At 58.0% G+C, this 18,393-nt stretch carries 15 protein-coding genes; 1 reads left to right on the forward strand and 14 read right to left on the reverse strand.

Features of this window, described 5'->3' with window-relative positions; all coding sequences use genetic code 11:
* Positions 1-72: 72 nt before the first annotated feature.
* Complete coding sequence (locus tag ACR6AS_RS08765; RefSeq protein ID WP_434161778.1) at positions 73-1,269, reverse strand: nicotinamide mononucleotide deamidase-related protein YfaY; 1,197 nt, start codon at positions 1,267-1,269, stop codon at positions 73-75.
* 201 nt (positions 1,270-1,470) lie between these two features.
* Positions 1,471-1,782 (reverse strand): stress response protein ElaB, encoded by a 312-nt coding sequence (elaB, locus tag ACR6AS_RS08770; protein ID WP_111140114.1) that lies wholly within the window; start codon positions 1,780-1,782, stop codon positions 1,471-1,473.
* A gap of 335 nt (positions 1,783-2,117) precedes the next feature.
* On the opposite strand from elaB, the gene ACR6AS_RS08775 reads away from it, so the two are divergent.
* Positions 2,118-3,776 carry a glucan biosynthesis protein D gene (locus tag ACR6AS_RS08775; protein ID WP_434161780.1) on the forward strand — a complete coding sequence of 553 codons (1,659 nt, stop codon included), beginning with the start codon at positions 2,118-2,120 and terminating at the stop codon, positions 3,774-3,776.
* 40 nt (positions 3,777-3,816) lie between these two features.
* On the opposite strand, the gene ACR6AS_RS08780 is transcribed toward ACR6AS_RS08775, so the two are convergent.
* The 12 genes from ACR6AS_RS08780 to nuoC all read right to left on the reverse strand — a co-directional run bounded on the left by ACR6AS_RS08780 (position 3,817) and on the right by nuoC (position 18,311).
* Complete coding sequence (locus tag ACR6AS_RS08780; protein ID WP_434161782.1) at positions 3,817-4,275, reverse strand: GNAT family N-acetyltransferase; 459 nt, start codon at positions 4,273-4,275, stop codon at positions 3,817-3,819.
* A gap of 128 nt (positions 4,276-4,403) precedes the next feature.
* Positions 4,404-5,861 (reverse strand): NADH-quinone oxidoreductase subunit NuoN, encoded by a 1,458-nt coding sequence (gene nuoN, locus ACR6AS_RS08785; RefSeq protein ID WP_111140104.1) that lies wholly within the window; start codon positions 5,859-5,861, stop codon positions 4,404-4,406.
* A 6-nt stretch (positions 5,862-5,867) separates the two neighbouring features.
* Entirely contained in the window at positions 5,868-7,388 is a 1,521-nt protein-coding gene (gene nuoM, locus ACR6AS_RS08790; protein ID WP_128084683.1) for an NADH-quinone oxidoreductase subunit M, read from the reverse strand.
* 205 nt (positions 7,389-7,593) lie between these two features.
* Complete coding sequence (gene nuoL, locus ACR6AS_RS08795; protein WP_111140106.1) at positions 7,594-9,429, reverse strand: NADH-quinone oxidoreductase subunit L; 1,836 nt, start codon at positions 9,427-9,429, stop codon at positions 7,594-7,596.
* On the reverse strand, positions 9,426-9,728 hold the full coding sequence (gene nuoK, locus ACR6AS_RS08800) for an NADH-quinone oxidoreductase subunit NuoK (RefSeq protein ID WP_003854236.1): 303 nt from the start codon (positions 9,726-9,728) through the stop codon (positions 9,426-9,428). Before nuoK ends, nuoL begins: the two co-directional genes overlap by 4 nt.
* On the reverse strand, positions 9,725-10,276 hold the full coding sequence (gene nuoJ / locus ACR6AS_RS08805; RefSeq protein WP_111140107.1) for an NADH-quinone oxidoreductase subunit J: 552 nt from the start codon (positions 10,274-10,276) through the stop codon (positions 9,725-9,727). The genes nuoK and nuoJ overlap by 4 nt, the downstream gene beginning before the upstream one ends.
* 10 nt (positions 10,277-10,286) lie before the next feature.
* Complete coding sequence (gene nuoI / locus ACR6AS_RS08810) at positions 10,287-10,829, reverse strand: NADH-quinone oxidoreductase subunit NuoI (protein WP_111140108.1); 543 nt, start codon at positions 10,827-10,829, stop codon at positions 10,287-10,289.
* Between the two features lie 11 nt (positions 10,830-10,840).
* Positions 10,841-11,818 (reverse strand): NADH-quinone oxidoreductase subunit NuoH, encoded by a 978-nt coding sequence (nuoH, locus tag ACR6AS_RS08815; protein ID WP_009089020.1) that lies wholly within the window; start codon positions 11,816-11,818, stop codon positions 10,841-10,843.
* Positions 11,815-14,538 carry an NADH-quinone oxidoreductase subunit NuoG gene (gene nuoG / locus ACR6AS_RS08820; protein ID WP_367395658.1) on the reverse strand — a complete coding sequence of 908 codons (2,724 nt, stop codon included), beginning with the start codon at positions 14,536-14,538 and terminating at the stop codon, positions 11,815-11,817. Before nuoG ends, nuoH begins: the two co-directional genes overlap by 4 nt.
* Before the next feature lie 112 nt (positions 14,539-14,650).
* A complete protein-coding gene (nuoF, locus tag ACR6AS_RS08825) occupies positions 14,651-15,991 on the reverse strand; it encodes an NADH-quinone oxidoreductase subunit NuoF (RefSeq protein WP_199560007.1) in 1,341 nt (446 codons plus the stop codon).
* Positions 15,992-15,993: 2 nt separating this feature from the next.
* Positions 15,994-16,509 carry an NADH-quinone oxidoreductase subunit NuoE gene (nuoE, locus tag ACR6AS_RS08830; protein WP_111140112.1) on the reverse strand — a complete coding sequence of 172 codons (516 nt, stop codon included), beginning with the start codon at positions 16,507-16,509 and terminating at the stop codon, positions 15,994-15,996.
* 2 nt (positions 16,510-16,511) lie between these two features.
* Positions 16,512-18,311, reverse strand: coding sequence for an NADH-quinone oxidoreductase subunit C/D (gene nuoC / locus ACR6AS_RS08835; RefSeq protein ID WP_293771992.1), 1,800 nt, complete (start codon positions 18,309-18,311; stop codon positions 16,512-16,514).
* Positions 18,312-18,393 lie beyond the last annotated feature (82 nt).

Below are 18,393 nucleotides of genomic sequence, written 5' to 3' on the forward strand. Positions count from 1 at the left end.
GAAGTCGCGTCAGCGCAGGCAAAGGTCAGAATCAGAACGGGCGCCTCAGGCGCCCGTTTTAATGTGCAGATGTTACTGCCGGACCGTTTCCACTACCTCAATCCAGCCGTGACCCGTGCTAACCTCACTGCCGTGAAGCCAGCGGCGCAGCATGTTCATCGCCATCATTGCCACCACCTTCTGCCGCGTCTCCAGATTATGGCGACCGGTGCTGAACTTCACACGCTGACCCACGCTGCCGTCCGGCGTGTGCAGCGCGATTGAAATCGCCTCCTGATCCAGACTGCCCACCGAAAGCGCGAGGGTCGCCTGCTGCTGCGCTGCAAGCTGGCGGGTGCGGGCGACCTGCTGCTCCAGCGTCTCCGTCTGCGGCGGCAGAATATCTCCACCGCGCAGCGGTACGCTGGCCGACGCCAGCTGCCAGCAGAGCAGCCCGGCGGTGTATTGCTCGCTGACCGCGAGCAGCTCACCCCGTTGCACCAGCTCGCGGGCCAGCAGCGCCGGTAACCCTTCCGTACCTTCGAAAATCTTGCACTCTGCCAGTTGCAGACGAACCTGCTGCCACACCTGCTCCATTGCCACCCGCTGGCTCGCCGGGCCGGTGAGCTTGATCTCGATGATCGGCATAGAGGAGCGATAACCCATCACCACCCCTTCCGGCAGCGACAGCGGCTCCAGCTCCGCGGCGATGTCGCTTTCACCGCGACCAAAGGTGGTGAGCCGCAGGCAGATCGGTGGCTCAGGCGGCGAGAATTTTGCTTTCAGTCGCGGGATGATCTGCTGCTCCACCATCACTTTAAATTCCGACGGCACGCCGGGCGTAAAGAAGATCCAGCAGCGATTAAGTTGCAAAGCAAAACCGCAGGCGGTGCCAACCGGATTATCGATCAATTCCGCGCCAGCCGGGATCTCAGCCTGCTTGCGATTGCTGGCAGCCATGACGCGCCCCCGGCTGGCGAACCAGGCTTCCATCTGTGCCAGCCATTCGTGCTGCATCTCCAGCGCCACGCCACAGGCTCTGGCGGCGGCCAGCGCACTGAGATCGTCGCTGGTCGGTCCCAGCCCGCCATTCACAATCAGCACGTCGGCCTCGCGGCTGCGTGACTGCAGCGTGGCAATCAGCGACTCCAGTGAATCGCCTACCGTGGTGCGGCTGGTCATGGGCAGCCCCTGCTGAAACAGCACATCCGCCAGCCAGGCGGCGTTGGTATCGACGATTTGGCCGTGCAGCACCTCATCCCCCGTTGACAGCATCTCTACTCTAATCACGTCGGGTTCTCCTTTTCACGTTTGCTTAACTGTAGGAAGTCCGCCAGAGAAACACAATTGGTCGCGTCAGCGAATATGGCTGTGACGTCCGGAGCAGCACGTAGCGTATAAAACCGGGGAATGGCGCAGGAGTGGAAAACAAAAACGGCGGGATCGCCCCGCCGTTTATTTATTCACGTTCATGGTGTCAGCCGGTCGCGATTAGCGACTCGCCAGCAGCAGACCCAGAACCAGGCCAGCCGTTGCGCCGATACCGACACCCTGCCACGGTTTCTCGTGCACATAGTCGTCAGCCCGGTATGCGGCCTGTTTCGCGCGATAGTAGTAGCTGTCGGACGCCTGGCTGACGCGGGATTTCACGTCGTTCAGCGCCTGTTCGGCTTTGCTTTTAAGCTCAATGTACTTCTGATCGGCCGGATCGCCTGATGATTTAAGCACTTCTTCCAGCGTTTCAGTCAGTAACGCAATATCGTCATCGAGGCCCGTTTCGAATTGATTTGTCTGATTTACCATCGTTTCCTCCGTGTGAATTGCAAAGCAGTTCATTAACTATAGTCACAATCTGGCGAACTGCTGATTTCCTGCGCCAGGAATCCCCTGATTTTTCATCTGCTAAAAGCGGACGATCCCGGCGGCCTTCCGCTTCGCTGCGCAAAGAAGTGTAAGACCCGGCCGCCGCCCCTGAATTTCGCTTCGCTTCTTTGATTAATCTGATAAATTTTAACGTGACTGAATTTTCCAGTAACCCTGCTGTCGTACCCCTCTGTTGCCTGTGATTATCGGGCCATGAAAGTGCATTCTGCACGACAGTCACGACACCCTCGAACAGCTAAGGAATGATTTCTGGCATGAATCGAAGAATGTTTATGAAAGCGTCAATGGCCTTCTCGGCCGTCAGCGGCATGACCGGCCTCTCCACGCTGTTTGCGCAATCCGCATGGGCAGAAGATGGCATTGCTGACGGGAATGCCGTGCGCTTCGATTTCGACGTACTGAAAAAAAACGCGGCGGCACTGGCGAAAAAGCCCTGGAGCGGCGCGCCTGGCGCACTGCCGGAGACCCTGGCCACGCTGACGCCGCAGGCGTACAACGAAATTCAGTATGATGCGAATCACTCGCTGTGGAACAATCTGCCGGACCGTCAGCTGGATGTGCAGTTCTTCCATGTAGGCATGGGTTTTAAGCGGCGCATCCGTATGTTCTCTGTGGATGGCGAGAGCCGTGAGGCGCGCGAAATTCACTTCCGCCCGGAGCTGTTCAACTACAACAATGCCGGTGTCGACACAAAGCAGCTGGAGGGCAAGACTGATCTCGGCTTCGCCGGTTTCCGCGCCTTTAAAAAACCAGAACTGGCTCGTCGCGATATCGTCTCTTTCCTCGGTGCCAGCTACTTCCGCGCGGTTGACGAAACCTTCCAGTATGGCCTCTCCGCACGCGGCGTCGCCATCAACACTTTCAGCAATGGACAGGAAGAGTTCCCGGATTTCACCGCCTTCTGGTTTGAAACGCCAAAAGCGGAGGACACCACCTTTACCTGTTACGCCCTGCTGGATGGTGCCAGCCTCACCGGCGCCTACAAGTTTATTATCCACTGCGAAGAGAAGCGCGTGGTGATGGAGGTGGAAAACCACCTGTTCGCCCGTAAAGAGATCCGTCAGATTGGTATCTCGCCGATGACCAGTATGTTCAGCTGCGGCACCAACGAGCGCCGCATGTGCAACACCTATCATCCGCAGATCCACGACTCCGATCGCCTGGCGATGTGGACCGGGAAAGGTGAATGGATTGCCCGTCCGCTCAACAATCCGCAGCGTCTGCAGTTCAACGCCTACGAAGATGAGAATCCGCGTGGCTTTGGCCTGCTGCAGCTCAATCACGACTTCAAAGATTATCAGGATGTGATTGGCTGGTATGACAAACGGCCAAGCCTGTGGGTGGAGCCGGTCGGCAAATGGGGCAAAGGCGCGATCAACCTGATGGAGATCCCGACCACCGGTGAAACCCTGGATAATATCGTCTGCTTCTGGCAGCCATCTGAGCCGGTCAAAGCGGGCAGCGAGCTGAGCTTCGCCTATAAACTCTACTGGAGCGGTCTGCCGCCGGTGCGCAGCGGTCTGGCGCGCGTTGACGCCACCCGTACCGGTATCGGTGGCTTCCCGGAAGGCTGGGCGCCTGGCGAACACTTCCCGGAAACCTGGTGCCGCCGCTTCGCTATCGACTTTATTGGTGGTGACCTGCAGGCCGCGGCCCCCAAAGGCATTGAGCCGGTGATCACCGTCTCATCCGGCAGCGTGAAGCAGGTTGAGATCCTCTATGTCGATCCGCTGAAAGGCTATCGCATCCTGTTTGACTGGTATCCGAACAGCGACTCCACGCAGCCGGTGGAGATGCGCCTGTTCCTGCGCAGCAAAGAGGAGACGCTGAGCGAAACCTGGCTCTATCAGTACCACCCGCCTGCGCCGGATCAGCGGAAATATGTCGACGACCGTCAGATGACGGTGGGTTGATGAAAAAAGGCGAGACTCCGGTCTCGCCTTTTCTTATGTCTTATGGCGCGCGCTTTCGCATATCAACGTGCGGAATACCATCCTCCGGATAGGTCTCCCCCACCGCGATAAAGCCGTGCTGCTGGTAGAAGTTTTCCAGATGAGCCTGCGCGGAGAGAAACAGGTCTCGCCCCGGCCAGTGCTGCTGACAGCGGGCGATGGCCTGCTCCATCAGACGGTTGCCCAGCCGTGCACCCCGCACCCGACCCGAAACGATGACGCGTCCGATCTTCACCGGACTGCTCTCATCCTCCGGGGAGAGGAGTCGCGCATAGGCCACCAGTTGTCCCCCGGCCATACCCAGCAGATGGCGGTTGTCTGCCCGCAGATCGTTACCATCCACGTCCAGATAGGCGCACTGCTGCTCCACCACGAACACGGCGCTGCGCAAGGCCAGCAGCGCATAGAGTTCATGCGGCGTGAGTTCACTGTGATGTCTGTCCTGCCACTCAATGTCCATGGTCTCTCCCTGCTGAATGAAAGGGATACATTACCTGAGCGCGCCATCCCCCGCACCTGCCGGTGCCCCGAACTGCAGATAAAAAAAATCAGGCCCGAAGGCCTGATTAATTCGTCGCAGAGTGCGGTTTACATCAGTGGCTGGGCCAGCTGCACCAGTCTGATGAGCGGCTGCGGGTACACCCCTAACAGCAGCACCAGAATGGCGGAGATCAGCACCACCACACCACCGGCCGTAAACGCCCAGTTCGCCGGAGTGTCACGGGTATGCAGTTCCGGCGGGCTGAGGTAGAGACTCACGGTCACGCGCAGATAGTAGTAGAGACCAATCGCACTGCCCGCCACCACGGCACCGGTCAGCCACCAGAGGTGGGCACTGACGCCTGATGCGATGACGTAGAACTTACCGATAAAGCCCAGCGTCATTGGGATCCCGGCCAGCGACAGCATCATCACGGTCATGACCGCAGAGAGGATTGGACGATGCCAGAACAGACCACGATAGGAGTAGAGCGAGTCGGCATCCGGGCCACGATACGGGCTGGACATCAGACTCACCACGCCAAAGGCGCCCAGGCTGCTGAAGAGGTAACCTGCCAGATAGACGCCGGAGGTTTCCAGCGACAGCTGATGATCTTTTACCGCGATCAGCGCCACCAGCAGATAGCCGAGGTGCGCGATCGAGGAGTACCCCAGCAGACGCTTGATGTTGCTCTGCGAAATCGCCATCAGGTTACCGAACAGAATCGATACGAAGGCGATCACTGCCAGCACGGTGCGAACGGCTTCGCTGTCGGTCACCGGCGCATACATGAACAGGCGCATGATGACACCGAAGATCGCAATCTTACTGGCGGTGGCCAGGAAGGTGGAGACCGGCGCAGGCGCACCCTGATAGACATCCGGCGTCCAGAGATGGAACGGCACCAGCGAAAGCTTAAAGCCCAGACCGATGATCATCATGCCCAGCCCTACCAGCAGCAGCGGTTCATGGATCATGCTGTCAGTCAGACTTTTGCCCAGCGCCACAAAGCTCAGGTTGCCGGAGTCCGCGTAGATCAGCGCGATGCCAAACAGCAGGAATGAGGAGGCCGCCGCCGACAGAATGGTATATTTCAGCGCCGCTTCCAGCGAACGTTTCTGGCGGAATGCGTAGCCAATCAGACCAAACAGCGGCAGTGACAGCAGCTCAATCCCGATGAACAGCGAGGCCAGATGGTTAGCGCTGGCCAGCACGATGCCGCCCAGGGCCGCAATCAGGACCAGCAGATAGAACTCATCTTTGTTATCGGGATAACCTGCCAGCCACGGATAGGCAAAGGTACAGGTCGCCAGACTGGCCAGCATCACCAGCGCGGTATAGAACATCGCATAGCCGTCGATACGCAGCAGCGGCGTCACATCCATCGCGCCGACCTGCCCGACAAAGTAGAGCGAGAGCAGCGCCAGGTTCAGGCCAGCCACCGTTAGCGTGGCGTTAACGAAGTGGTTGCGTCGCCAGGCAATGGAGAGCATCACAACCACCACCGTCAATCCGACGATTAACAGCGGCAGCAACGCAATCAATTGTTGAGGAGTTATTGTCATGGCGAATTACGGCCTTGTAGTTGAAATTGAAGCGGTAAACCACTGCTGAATATTGCTCATGGCAGCGTGCGAAGTATCCAGAATCGGCTGTGGATAGACGCCCAGCAGCACCAGCAGCACCACCAGAACACCGATGGTCATAAACTCACGCGGGGACATGCCTGGCAGCGGGTCTTTCGATTTCGCTTCGCCGTAGTAAGCGCGCTGCATCATCACCAGCGAGTAAACGGAGGCGAACACCAGACCAAAGGTCGCGATGACGATAATCGTCGGCACCACCTGGAAACTGCCTGTCAGGATCATAAACTCGCCGACGAAGTTACCGGTACCCGGCATACCGAGGTTGGCGACCGCGAAGAACAGCGACAGACCCGGGATCCACTTGATGCGCGACCAGAGTCCACCCATCTGACGCATATCGCGGGTATGCAGACGCTCATAAAGCTGACCACACAGGATGAAGAGTGCGGCGGCGGAGAGGCCGTGCGCAATCATCTGAATCACCGCACCCTGCAGCGCCAGCTGGCTGCCGGTGTAGATGGCAATCAGCACAAAGCCCATGTGCGAAATCGAGGTGTAGGCGATCAGGCGTTTGATATCGGTCTGCGAGAAAGCCATCCAGGCGCCGTAGAAGATACCGATGATGCCCAACCAGTTGGCAATCGGCGCAAACTCGGCGGAGGCGTTCGGGAACAGCGGCAGGCTGAAGCGCAGCAAACCGTACGCTGCGGTTTTCAGCAGAATACCGGCCAGGTCGACGGAGCCCGCGGTCGGTGCCTGACTGTGCGCGTCCGGCAGCCAGCCGTGCAAAGGCACCACCGGCATCTTCACGGCGAAGGCGATGAAGAAGCCCAGCATCAGCAGGTATTCCACGCCACTCGACATCGGGGTCTGCAGCAGCTGCTCATAGCTGAATGTCCAGACGCCGGTCGCGTTGTAGTGAACAAACACCAGTCCCAGAATCGCAATCAGCATCACCAGACCCGACGCCTGGGTATAGATGAAGAATTTGGTCGCCGCGGAGATACGGGTTTTACCGTCTGACGCTTTATGACCCCAGAGCGCGATGAGGAAGTACATCGGCACCAGCATCATTTCCCAGAAGAAGAAGAACAGGAACAGGTCGATGGAGAGGAACACACCGATCACGCCGCCCAGGATCCACATCAGGTTCAGGTGGAAAAAGCCCTGATACTTTGAGATCTCATTCCAGGAGCAGAGCACCGCCATCAGACCCAGCAGGCCGGTCAGCACCACCATCAGCAGCGACAGCCCATCAATGGCTAAATGGAAGCTGATGCCGAAGCGTGGGATCCAGGGAACGGAGAAACTTGACTGCCACTGCGGAATGCCCGCTGCCTGCGTCAGTGAATAGCCTCCCTGCAACCAGAGTTGCAGCGAAAGCGCCAACGTCAGCCCCATGGTAATCAGCGCGATCCAGCGTGGCACCTTCGCGCCGAGGCGCTCAGTGAGCCAGCAGATCAGACCGCCGACGAAGGGTATGATAATTAGCCAAGGTAATAACACGGCACACTTCCCTTATATTTCCTTTTCTGAGCTACCCTACTCGCCATTTTCACCCCCGGCAGTGCTGGCAACCCTCACATACCTTAGTATGCTCCGGTCGCTGTGCGCTGGCGGTGATGAAACGGGCTGCGTCGATAACGCTCATTACTCAGGTTATTTTGACATTCTTCATTGGGGTGAGCGAACTCACCCCGCTCATCAATCTTTAAATCACCAGCAGCAGAGCCAGCACCAGCACGGCACCGACGCTCATTGACGCCACGTACCAGCGCAGGTAGCCGTTTTCACTGACCACCAGGCCTTTGTTAGCTACACGTGACAGCAGTGCAGGCAGGTTCATCACGCCATTCAGTGGGTCGCGCTTCAGCAGCCACGCAATGCCCAGATAAGGTTTGACGAACACTTTGTCGTAGAGCCAGTCGAAGCCCCAGGCCGCAAACCACCAGGTGCCGAAGAAACGGCCCGGTGCGCTGTTTGCGATACGGGTAACCAGTTCACGTTTGCCCAGCCACAGCGCAGCCGCGATCAGAATGCCGACGATTGCGACAACGCCAGAGGTGATTTCCAGTCCCACTTTGCCCGCTTCACCAGATTCATTGGCTGGCAGAACGCCCGCCAGCGGTGGCGTGATCAGCGCACCAATGAAGGTGGAGAGCAGCAGCAGCACGATCAGCGGCAGGTGATGAGTAATACCCTTGCCGGCGTGCGCGTGGATTTTCTCTTCACCGTGGAACACGATAAAGATCATGCGGAAGGTGTAGATGGAGGTGAGGAACGCCCCGACCAGACCCGCCACCATCAGATTGATGTGACCGTTAGCCAGTGCGCCAAACAGAATCTCATCTTTACTGTAGAAGCCCGCCGTCACCAGCGGCAGTGCCGCCAGCGCCGCGCCACCGACCAGGAAGCAGGTGTAGACCAGCGGAATGCTCTTGCGCAGGCCACCCATTTTGAAAATGTTTTGCTCGTGATGGCAGGCCAGAATGACGGAGCCCGACGAGAGGAACAGCAGCGCTTTGAAGAAAGCGTGCGTCATCAGATGGAAAATCGCCGCATCCCATGCCTGAACACCCAGCGCCAGGAACATGTAGCCAATCTGACTCATGGTGGAGTACGCAAGAACGCGTTTGATGTCGGTCTGCACCAGCGCCGCAAAACCTGCCAGCACCAGCGTAATCGCGCCGACAATGCCCACCAGATGCAGCACTTCCGGCGTCAGCAGGAACAGACCGTGGCTGCGGGCGATCAGATAAACCCCCGCCGTCACCATGGTCGCGGCGTGGATCAGAGCCGAAACCGGGGTCGGACCGGCCATCGCATCCGCCAGCCAGGTCTGTAACGGCAGCTGCGCCGATTTACCGACCGCGCCACCCAGCAGCATCAGCGTTGCCCACTGCAGCATATGGTTGTCAGCAGCGAAATGTGCCGGTGCCAGTTCCATCATCTCACGGAAGTTCAGCGTGCCCAGCTCGTTGTAGAGGATGAACAGGCCGAAAGCCAGGAAGACGTCGCCGACGCGGGTGATGATGAACGCTTTCATCGCCGCTTTGCCATTTTCCGGGTTGCTGTAGTAGAAGCCGATCAGCAGATAGGAGCAGAGCCCTACCCCTTCCCAGCCCAGATACATCAGCATCAGGTTATCGGCCAGCACCAGAACCACCATGCTGGCGATAAACAGGTTGGTATAGGCGAAGAAGCGGGAATAGCCCTCTTCTCCACGCATATACCAGGAGGCGAACATATGAATGAAGAAGCCGACGCCGGTCACGACCGACAGCATGGTCAGCGACAGGCCATCCAGCGTCAGGTTAACTTTCATGTCAAAGTTGCCGACATGCATCCAGGTCCAGAGTGACTGGGTGTAAGCCTGCTGACCGTTAGCGAAGAAGTCGAAACCGATCATCGCCGTAGTCAGGGCCGCCAGACCCACCGATCCCATACCTACCGTGGCCGACAGGTTCTCAGACCAGCGACCGCGCGAAAACGCTAACAGCAGAAAGCCGATTAGCGGAAACAAGACAGTTAAATAGAGAAGATTCATCCGCGCATCTCGCTCACAGTATCAATGTTCAGCGTCTGACGACGACGATAGAGCTGAAGCAGCAGTGCCAGACCGATACTGGCTTCCGCTGCCGCCAGGCTGATCGCCAGGATATACATCACCTGTCCATCGGCCTGACCCCAGTAGCTTCCGGCAACCACCAGAGCTAAAGCGGCGGCGTTGATCATGATTTCAAGGCCGATCAGCATAAACAGCAGATTGCGGCGTATCACCAGTGATGTCAGTCCGAGGACAAACAGCACGGCGGCAAGAATCAATCCATGTTGTAACGGGATCATGCGCTCTCCTTTTTCACCTGGGCGGCGTCAGCAGGACGGTTGCTCAGAACTTCACCCTGACGCTCTTCACGACCAATGTGGAACGCCACGACCAGCCCCGCCAGCAGCAGCATGGAAGCCAGCTCAACGGCCAGGACATAAGGACCAAACAGGCTGATGCCGACCGCTTTCGCGTCGATGACGGTGCCATCGATGCCCTGATCATTTGCCGTCAGAATGGCATAGACCATCACCACCAGCAGCAGCATCGAAGCCAGACCCGGTCCAATCCACAGTGACGGGCTGAGCCATTCACGCTCCTGCTTCTCAGTCTGTTTGCCCAGGTTCAGCATCATGACCACGAAGACGAACAGCACCATAATGGCCCCGGCGTAAACGATGATCTCCAGCGCACCGGCAAAGTAGGCACCCATTGAGAAGAAGACACCGGCGATCGATAACAGCGACACGATCAGGTACAGCAACGCATGTACCGGATTAGTATGGGTAATGACGCGCAACGTCGTCAGCACCGCTACCAGTCCGCAAAGATAAAACGCAAATTCCATGCCTTGCTCCTTAAGGTAATAAGCCTTTGACGTCGACAGGCTTCGCTTCGTTTTCCGCGTCGCCCTTATCTTTGCCGTCAATCGCCATACCCGCCATGCGGTAGAAGTTGTACTCCGGATATTTACCCGGTCCCGAAATCAGCAGATCGTCCTTTTCGTACACCAGATCCTGACGCTTGAACTCACCCAGTTCGAAATCGGGGGTCAGCTGAATCGCCGTGGTCGGACAGGCCTCTTCACACATGCCGCAGAAGATGCAGCGTGAGAAGTTGATGCGGAAAAACTCCGGATACCAGCGGCCATCTTTGGTTTCTGCTTTTTGCAGCGAAATACAGCCGACCGGACAGGCCACCGCACAGAGGTTACAGGCGACGCAACGCTCGGCGCCATCCGGGTCGCGGGTTAACACGATACGACCACGGTAACGTGGCGGCAGATAAACCGGCTCTTCCGGGTACATCTGAGTTTCACGTTTGGCGAAGGCGTGCAGGCCGATCAGCCAGATACTGCGAACTGTCGTGCCAAAGCCTACGACAATATCTTTCAAAGTCATTTGTTAACCCCTTACGACGCTGTGTAGAGAATCACTGCGGCCGTAGCCAGCAGGTTCAGCAGCGTCAACGGCAGACACACTTTCCAGCCGAATGACAGCACCTGATCGTAACGTGGACGCGGAAGCGCAGCACGGATCAGGATGAACATCATCATAAAGAACGCCGTTTTCAGGGCGAACCAGATGAACGGCGGCAGGAATGGGCCGTGCCAGCCACCAAAGAACAGCGTCACGATCAAGGCTGATACGGTGGTAATAGCCACATATTCGCCGACAAAGAACAGGCCGAACTTCATACCGGCATATTCGATGTGATAACCATCTGCCAGCTCCTGTTCCGCTTCCGGCTGGTCAAACGGGTGACGGTGACACACCGCCACGCCCGCAATACAGAAGGTCACGAAACCAAAGAACTGCGGGATGATGTTCCACAGATGCGTCTGGCTGTTAACGATGTCGTTCATATTGAACGAGCCCGCCTGTGCGACGACGCCCATCAGCGACAGCCCCAGGAACACTTCATAGCTCAGGGTCTGCGCCGAGGCGCGCATAGCACCCAGCAGCGAGTATTTGTTGTTACTCGACCAGCCAGCAAACAGCACGGCATACACGGCCAGGCCCGCCATCATCAGGAAGAAGAGCAGACCGATGTTCAGGTCTGTCACCATCCAGGTCGGCGACACCGGCACGATAGCAAAGGCCAGCAGCAGTGAAACGAAGGCGATAACCGGCGCCAGGGTAAAGATAAAGCGATCGGTAAACGGCGGGACCCAGTCCTCTTTAAAGAACATCTTGATCATGTCCGCGACCAGCTGCAGCGAGCCGCCCCAGCCTACGCGGTTAGGTCCGTAACGGTTCTGGAACAGGCCGAGCAGACGACGCTCGGCGAAGCTCATGAACGCGCCGCAGGCCACGACCACCAGCAGAATGACGATGGCTTTAACGATGGCCAGCAGAATGTCGATAACGTCCGGTGTTAACCAGCTCATTGCGCCGCCTCCTGCAGAGTCTCAATTTTACCGTTCGCCAGGAATGGCGGAACGCCCGGCATGCCCAGCGGCAGGCCAATCTGTCCCGCCTGCAGTGACGCCGAGAGACGAACCGGCAGACGCACGGTTTCACCGGCACAGCTGAACTCTGCCGCTGCGCCCTGGTTCAGGCCCAGTTTCGCTGCATCTTCCGGGTTAATCACCAGCGCAGGCTCGGCCATACGCTGCTGGAAGACCGGTGAACGCTGTGACATCTCTTCGCTGCCGAACAGGCGATGAAGCGGCGCTACGCGCCACTGCGCATCACGACTGAAGGCAGCCGGAACGGTGGTGAACCACGGCAGCTGAGCGCTGCTGGCGTCAAACAGGCGCACGCCCGGATCGCCGTGACGCAGTTTGCCGCCCACTTCGGCCTGGAACTTGTTCCACGCCTGCGGTGAGTTCCAGCCTGGCGCCCAGGCAAACGGAATCTGCGAACGCGGCGCCGAAGGCTGGTTGTTCCCTTCCATAGAGAAGGCGAACATCGTGTCCTGATCCTGCGGCTGGCGCGGTTCATGCACGCTGATATTGGCGCGTGCCGCTGTGCGTCCGCTGTTACGAATAGGCGAGCGCGACAGTTTCTGACCGCGAATACGGAAGCTGGCATCCGGTGCCGCTTCTTTAATGCCAGCCAGCTGCGGCAGACGGGCCACCACGGCATCGATCACATGATCGAGCTGCGTCCAGTCCACATGACGGCTTTCCAGGGTGCTGTGCAGCGAATGCAGCCAGCGCCAGCTCTCCAGCATCACCACGCTGTTGTCGTAGTACGCCGGATCGTAAACCTGGAAGAAACGCTGAGCGCGACCTTCATGGTTGATCGAGGTGCCATCGCTCTCTGCGAAGCTGGCGGTCGACAGCACCAGACCGGCTTTTTCCAGCGTTGCAGTGCGCTGATGGTCAACCACGATAACGTTGGTGGTCTGGGCCAGGGCGGCGTCCACCTGCGCTTTTGGCGCATGGCGATAGAGATCGTTTTCCAGCACGACCAGCGCATCCGCTTCACCGCTGCTCAGCTGCTCCAGCGCATGCTCCAGCGGATTACCGCCGATCATGCCCAGGCCCATGCTGTTAGCGTGATCGGCCAGCAGGGTAATGCCGACATCCGCGCCGCGCGCTTTCAGGGCTCTGGCCACGTTCGCTGCGGCTTCAATTACCGCCGTGCTGCCCGCGTGGGTGCCGGAGATAATTAACGGTTTTTTCGCTCCGGCCAGCGCCTGAACGACCACATCCATTTTTCCGCTGAGCGCGCTGTCGAAATCGGCAACCGCAGGCGCGGATTCATCCAGCGCGCTGGCGATCGCGAAGCCGAGACGCGCCTGATCTTCAACCGGCGCGCGATAGCTCCACGCGGCGATATCATCCAGACGGGTTTCATCGACGTGCGTGACAAACAGCGGATGCTTCGCGTTCTGACCGATGTTCAGGATCGCAGCGATCTGCCAGTCAGCCACTTTCTGCGCCGCCGCCATGTCGCGGGCTTTGCCTTTCACCGCCTGACGCACCGACAGGGCGACGCGGGCGCCGACCTGCGTCAGATCTTCACCCAGCACCAGCACCGCATCGTAGCTTTCAATTTCGCGCAGCGATGGCGTATAGATCCCACCTTCACGCAGCACTTTCAGCATCAGTTCCAGACGTGCCTGCTCATCGGCGGGCATCCCGGTCGAGAAGTTTTCTGCACCGACCAGCTCACGCAGCGCGAAGTTGCTTTCGATGCTGGCGCGCGGCGAGCCGATACCAATCACTTTTTTCGCCTGACGCAGCAGATCGGCACCGGCGTTGACCGCCTGTTCGGCGTTCAGCGTGACCCAGTCGTTGCCACGCAGCAGCATCGGCTGACGCGGACGATCTTTACGGTTCACGTAGCCATAGCCGAAGCGGCCACGGTCGCAGAGAAAGTAGTGGTTGACGCTGCCGTTGTAGCGGTTTTCGATACGGCGCAGTTCGCCATAGCGCTCACCCGGGCTGGTGTTACAGCCGACGCTGCACTGCTGACAGATGCTCGGCGCAAACTGCATGTCCCATTTACGGTTATAGCGTTCGGAGTGGGTCTTGTCGGTGAAGACGCCGGTCGGGCAGATCTCCACCAGGTTGCCGGAGAATTCGCTCTCCAGCGTGCCATCTTCCGGGCGGCCGAAGTAGACGTTGTCGTGCGCACCGTAGACACCCAGATCCTTGCCGTCGGCATAATCTTTGTAGTAACGCACGCAGCGGTAGCAGGCGATACAGCGGTTCATCTCATGGGAGATAAACGGACCGAGATCCTGATTACGGTGGGTACGTTTGGTGAAGCGATAGCGGCGGAAACTGTGGCCGGTCATCACTGTCATATCCTGCAGGTGACAGTTACCGCCCTCTTCGCACACCGGGCAGTCGTGTGGGTGGTTGGTCATCAGCCACTCCACCACGCTTTCGCGGAACTCTTTCGCTTCGCCATCATCGATGGAGATGAATGTGCCGTCAGAGGCCGGCGTCATGCAGGACATGACGAGACGACCACGGGTATCTTCGGCATTCTGGAATTGCTTTACCGCACACTGGCGGCAGGCCCCAACGCTTCCCAGCGCCGGATGCCAGCAAAAGTAAGGAATATCAAGGCCCAGAGAAAGACATGCCTGTAGCAGGTTGTCCGCTCCGTTCACATCATACTCTTTACCGTCTACATGAATTGTAGCCATAGTGACATGCTTCCGTAAGGCTCGTCAGAGACGAGCGTTAATCATATTCTTGCCCCGACACACGACATTGTCGGGGCGGCGGCACCAGGCCTGTTCCGTGTTCTGCGGCGGATTACCAGCGTGCTTTCAGCAGGTTAGGCTGAATACCGCCAATCGCGCGGGTATTACCAAACACCTGCGGTGCCATGCCGGCTTCAAACTCTTCACGGAAATATTTGATGGCACTCTGCAGTGGCTCAACCGCACCCGGCGCATGCGCACAGAAGGTTTTACCCGGGCCAAGCTGACGGCAGAGTTGCAGCAGCGTTTCGATATCACCAGGCTGACCCTGCTTCTGCTCCAGCGCACGCAGAATTTTTACGCTCCACGGCAGACCATCACGGCAAGGTGTACACCAGCCGCACGATTCGCGCGCAAAGAACTCTTCCAGATTGCGTACCAGCGAGACCATGTTGATTTCGTGATCCACCGCCATCGCCAGCGCGGTACCCAGACGGCTTCCGGCTTTACCGATGCTGGCGAACTCCATTGGCAGATCCAGATGCTGATCGGTCAGGAAGTCCGTACCGGCGCCACCGGGCTGCCAGGCTTTAAACTTCAGTCCGTCGCGCATGCCACCGGCATAATCTTCAAGAATTTCACGCGCGGTGATACCAAATGGCAGCTCCCAGACGCCGGGATTTTTCACCCGTCCGGAGAAGCCCATCATCTTGGTGCCGGCATCTTCGCTTTTCGAGATGCCTTTGTACCACTCCACGCCGTTAGCCAGAATTGCCGGGACATTGGAGAGGGTTTCGACGTTGTTGACGCAGGTCGGTTTACCCCACGCGCCCGCACTCGCCGGGAATGGCGGTTTGGAACGCGGGTTAGCACGACGGCCTTCCAGCGAGTTAATCAGCGCCGTCTCTTCACCGCAGATATAACGGCCCGCACCGGTGTGGACGATCAGCTCAAAGTCGAAACCGGTTCCGAGAATATTTTTCCCCAGATAGCCCGCTTCGGTCGCTTCGGCAATCGCACGACGCAGATGCACCGCAGCTTCGATATATTCGCCGCGCAGGAAGATGTAGCCGCGATACGCTTTCAGGGCAAAGGCGCTGATCAGCATGCCTTCCACCAGCTGGTGCGGCATCTGTTCCATCAGCAGACGGTCTTTATAGGTGCCCGGCTCCATCTCATCGGCGTTACACAGCAGGTAACGGATGTTCATCGACTCATCTTTCGGCATCAGGCTCCACTTCAGTCCGGTAGAGAAGCCTGCACCGCCGCGCCCTTTCAGGCCGGAATCTTTAACGGCTGTGACAATTTCATCCTGTGACATGGTCTTCAGCGCTTTATCCGCACCGGCGTAGCCGTTTTTGCTGCGGTATTCGTCAAACCAGACTGGTTGTTTGTCATCACGCATCCGCCAGGTCAGCGGATGGGTTTCAGCAGTACGAATGATCGTTTTCATTGTCATTGATACTGCTCCAGCAAAGTCGGGATGCCTTCCGGCGTCAGATGAACATGCGTATCTTCATCCACCATCATCGTTGGCCCCTTGTCACAGTTGCCCAGACAGCAGGTTGGCAGCAGCGTAAAGCGGCCATCGGCCGTCGTCTGGCCTGGTTTAATGTTCAGCTGCTGCTCCAGCGCAGCCTGAATGCCCTGATAACCCGTGATATGACAGACCACGCTGTCACAGTAACGAATCACATGACGGCCAACCGGCTGACGGAAGATCTGACTGTAAAATGTCGCCACGCCTTCCACGTCACTGGCCGGAATGCCCAGCACCTCAGCAATCGCGTTGATAGCGCCATCCGGCACCCAGCCGCGCTGCTTCTGCACGATCTTCAGCGCTTCGATTGAGGCTGCACGCGCATCTTCATAGTGGTGTTTTTCGTGCTCGATGGCGTGATGTTCTTCCGCGCTCAGCACGAAGACCTCGTTAGGGTCGATCGTTTTAATGGCAATGTGTTGATCGTGCATAATTAGCGGTCCACGTCTGACATAACAAAATCGATACTACCCAGATAGACGATCAGGTCGGATACCAGGCTGCCGCGGATTACCGAAGGAATCTGCTGCAGATGCGGGAAGCTTGGCGTACGCACGCGGGTGCGGTAGCTCATGGTGCTGCCGTCGCTGGTCAGGTAGTAGCTGTTGATCCCTTTGGTCGCCTCAATCATCTGGAAGGATTCATTGGCGGGCATGACCGGTCCCCACGAAACCTGCAGGAAGTGCGTGATCAGGGTTTCGATGTGCTGCAGCGTGCGCTCTTTCGGTGGCGGCGTGGTCAGCGGGTGGTCCGCCTTGAACGGCCCTTCTGGCATATTGTTGAGGCACTGCTCAAGAATACGCAGCGACTGCCACATCTCTTCCATCTTCAGCTGAACACGGCTGTAGGCATCGCTGACGCCCGATCCGACCGGGATTTCAAAATCGAAGTTTTCGTAGCCTGAATAAGGACGCCATTTACGCACGTCGAAGTCCAGACCGGTGGCGCGCAGACCGGCACCGGTGGTCCCCCACGCCAGCGCCTCTTCCATATTGTAAGCGGCGACGCCTTTAGAACGGCCAATCAGCACCGAGTTACGCAGTGCGGCCTTGTCATACTCTTTCAGGCGCTTCGGCATCCAGTCCAGGAAGTCACGCAGCAGACGTTCCCAGCCGCGCGGCAGGTCGTGCGCCACGCCACCGATACGGAACCAGGCCGGGTGCATACGGAAACCGGTAATGGCTTCGACCACGTCGTAGATTTTCTGACGATCGGTAAAGGCAAAGAACACCGGCGTCATGGCGCCGACGTCCTGAATAAAGGTGGAGATATAGAGCAGATGACTGTTGATGCGGAACAGCTCGGAGAGCATCACGCGGATCACGTTAACGCGATCGGGCACCACGATACCGGCCAGCTTTTCCACCGCCAGAACGTAAGGCATCTCGTTGACGCAGCCACCGAGGTATTCGATACGGTCGGTGTAAGGAATGTAGCTGTGCCAGGACTGGCGCTCGCCCATCTTCTCGGCACCACGATGGTGATAACCGATGTCGGGAACGCAGTCGACGATCTCTTCACCATCCAGCTGCAGAATGATGCGGAACGCACCGTGCGCAGACGGGTGGTTAGGCCCGAGGTTCAGGAACATGAAGTCTTCGTTGGTGGTACTGCGCTTCATGCCCCAGTCTTCGGGCTTGAAGGTCAGCGCCTCCATCTCTAAATCTTCTTTCTGTTTGGTGAGCGTAAAGGGATCAAATTCGGTCGCGCGCGCCGGGTAATCTTTGCGCAGCGGATGCCCTTCCCAGGTCGGCGGCATCATGATGCGCGTCAGGTGCGGGTGACCGTCAAAAGTAATCCCGAACATCTCCCAGGTTTCACGCTCATACCAGTTGGCATTCGGGAACAGGCGGGTAATGGTGGGCAGGTGCATGTCATTTTCAGACAGCGCCACCTTGAGCATGATGTCGCGATTGCGTTCAATCGACAGCAGGTGATAGAAAACGGAAAAATCCGCTGCAGGCAGGCCTGCGCGGTGGGTACGTAAACGCTCATCGACGCCATGCAGGTCATACAGCATGACGTAAGGCTTGGGTAATTTACGCAGGAATTCGGTGATTTCCAGTATCTGTTCACGCTTTACCCACACCACCGGAATACCGGTACGGGTTGGCTGAACGGTAAAGGCATCCGGCCCAAAACGGTTACGCAACTCGCCGATCACCGGGTCATCGAGGTGATCACGGGTTTGCCATGATGGCTGAGCGAGATCTTGCGTGGTCAAATCTGTCATACGTTACTCACCATTCCGGCCTGGTCTCAGGCACTCAAATGAAGGCGTCAGGATGGGGCCATGCATTAAATTGTGATGTTCT

This window comes from Pantoea phosphatilytica (assembly GCF_051025615.1).
Lineage (GTDB): Bacteria > Pseudomonadota > Gammaproteobacteria > Enterobacterales > Enterobacteriaceae > Pantoea.

Bases quoted from the DNA above. Each gene is read 5' to 3' on its own strand.
- ACR6AS_RS08775 (WP_434161780.1), top strand. From the start codon at position 2,118: ATGAATCGAAGAATGTTTATGAAAGCGTCAATGGCCTTCTCGGCCGTC.
- ACR6AS_RS08780 (WP_434161782.1), bottom strand. From the start codon at position 4,275: ATGGACATTGAGTGGCAGGACAGACATCACAGTGAACTCACGCCGCAT.
- elaB (WP_111140114.1), bottom strand. From the start codon at position 1,782: ATGGTAAATCAGACAAATCAATTCGAAACGGGCCTCGATGACGATATT.
- nuoF (WP_199560007.1), bottom strand. From the start codon at position 15,991: ATGAAAACGATCATTCGTACTGCTGAAACCCATCCGCTGACCTGGCGG.
- nuoJ (WP_111140107.1), bottom strand. From the start codon at position 10,276: ATGGAATTTGCGTTTTATCTTTGCGGACTGGTAGCGGTGCTGACGACG.
- nuoN (WP_111140104.1), bottom strand. From the start codon at position 5,861: ATGACAATAACTCCTCAACAATTGATTGCGTTGCTGCCGCTGTTAATC.
- nuoI (WP_111140108.1), bottom strand. From the start codon at position 10,829: ATGACTTTGAAAGATATTGTCGTAGGCTTTGGCACGACAGTTCGCAGT.
- nuoK (WP_003854236.1), bottom strand. From the start codon at position 9,728: ATGATCCCGTTACAACATGGATTGATTCTTGCCGCCGTGCTGTTTGTC.
- nuoL (WP_111140106.1), bottom strand. From the start codon at position 9,429: ATGAATCTTCTCTATTTAACTGTCTTGTTTCCGCTAATCGGCTTTCTG.
- nuoH (WP_009089020.1), bottom strand. From the start codon at position 11,818: ATGAGCTGGTTAACACCGGACGTTATCGACATTCTGCTGGCCATCGTT.
- nuoC (WP_293771992.1), bottom strand. From the start codon at position 18,311: ATGACAGATTTGACCACGCAAGATCTCGCTCAGCCATCATGGCAAACC.
- nuoG (WP_367395658.1), bottom strand. From the start codon at position 14,538: ATGGCTACAATTCATGTAGACGGTAAAGAGTATGATGTGAACGGAGCG.
- nuoE (WP_111140112.1), bottom strand. From the start codon at position 16,509: ATGCACGATCAACACATTGCCATTAAAACGATCGACCCTAACGAGGTC.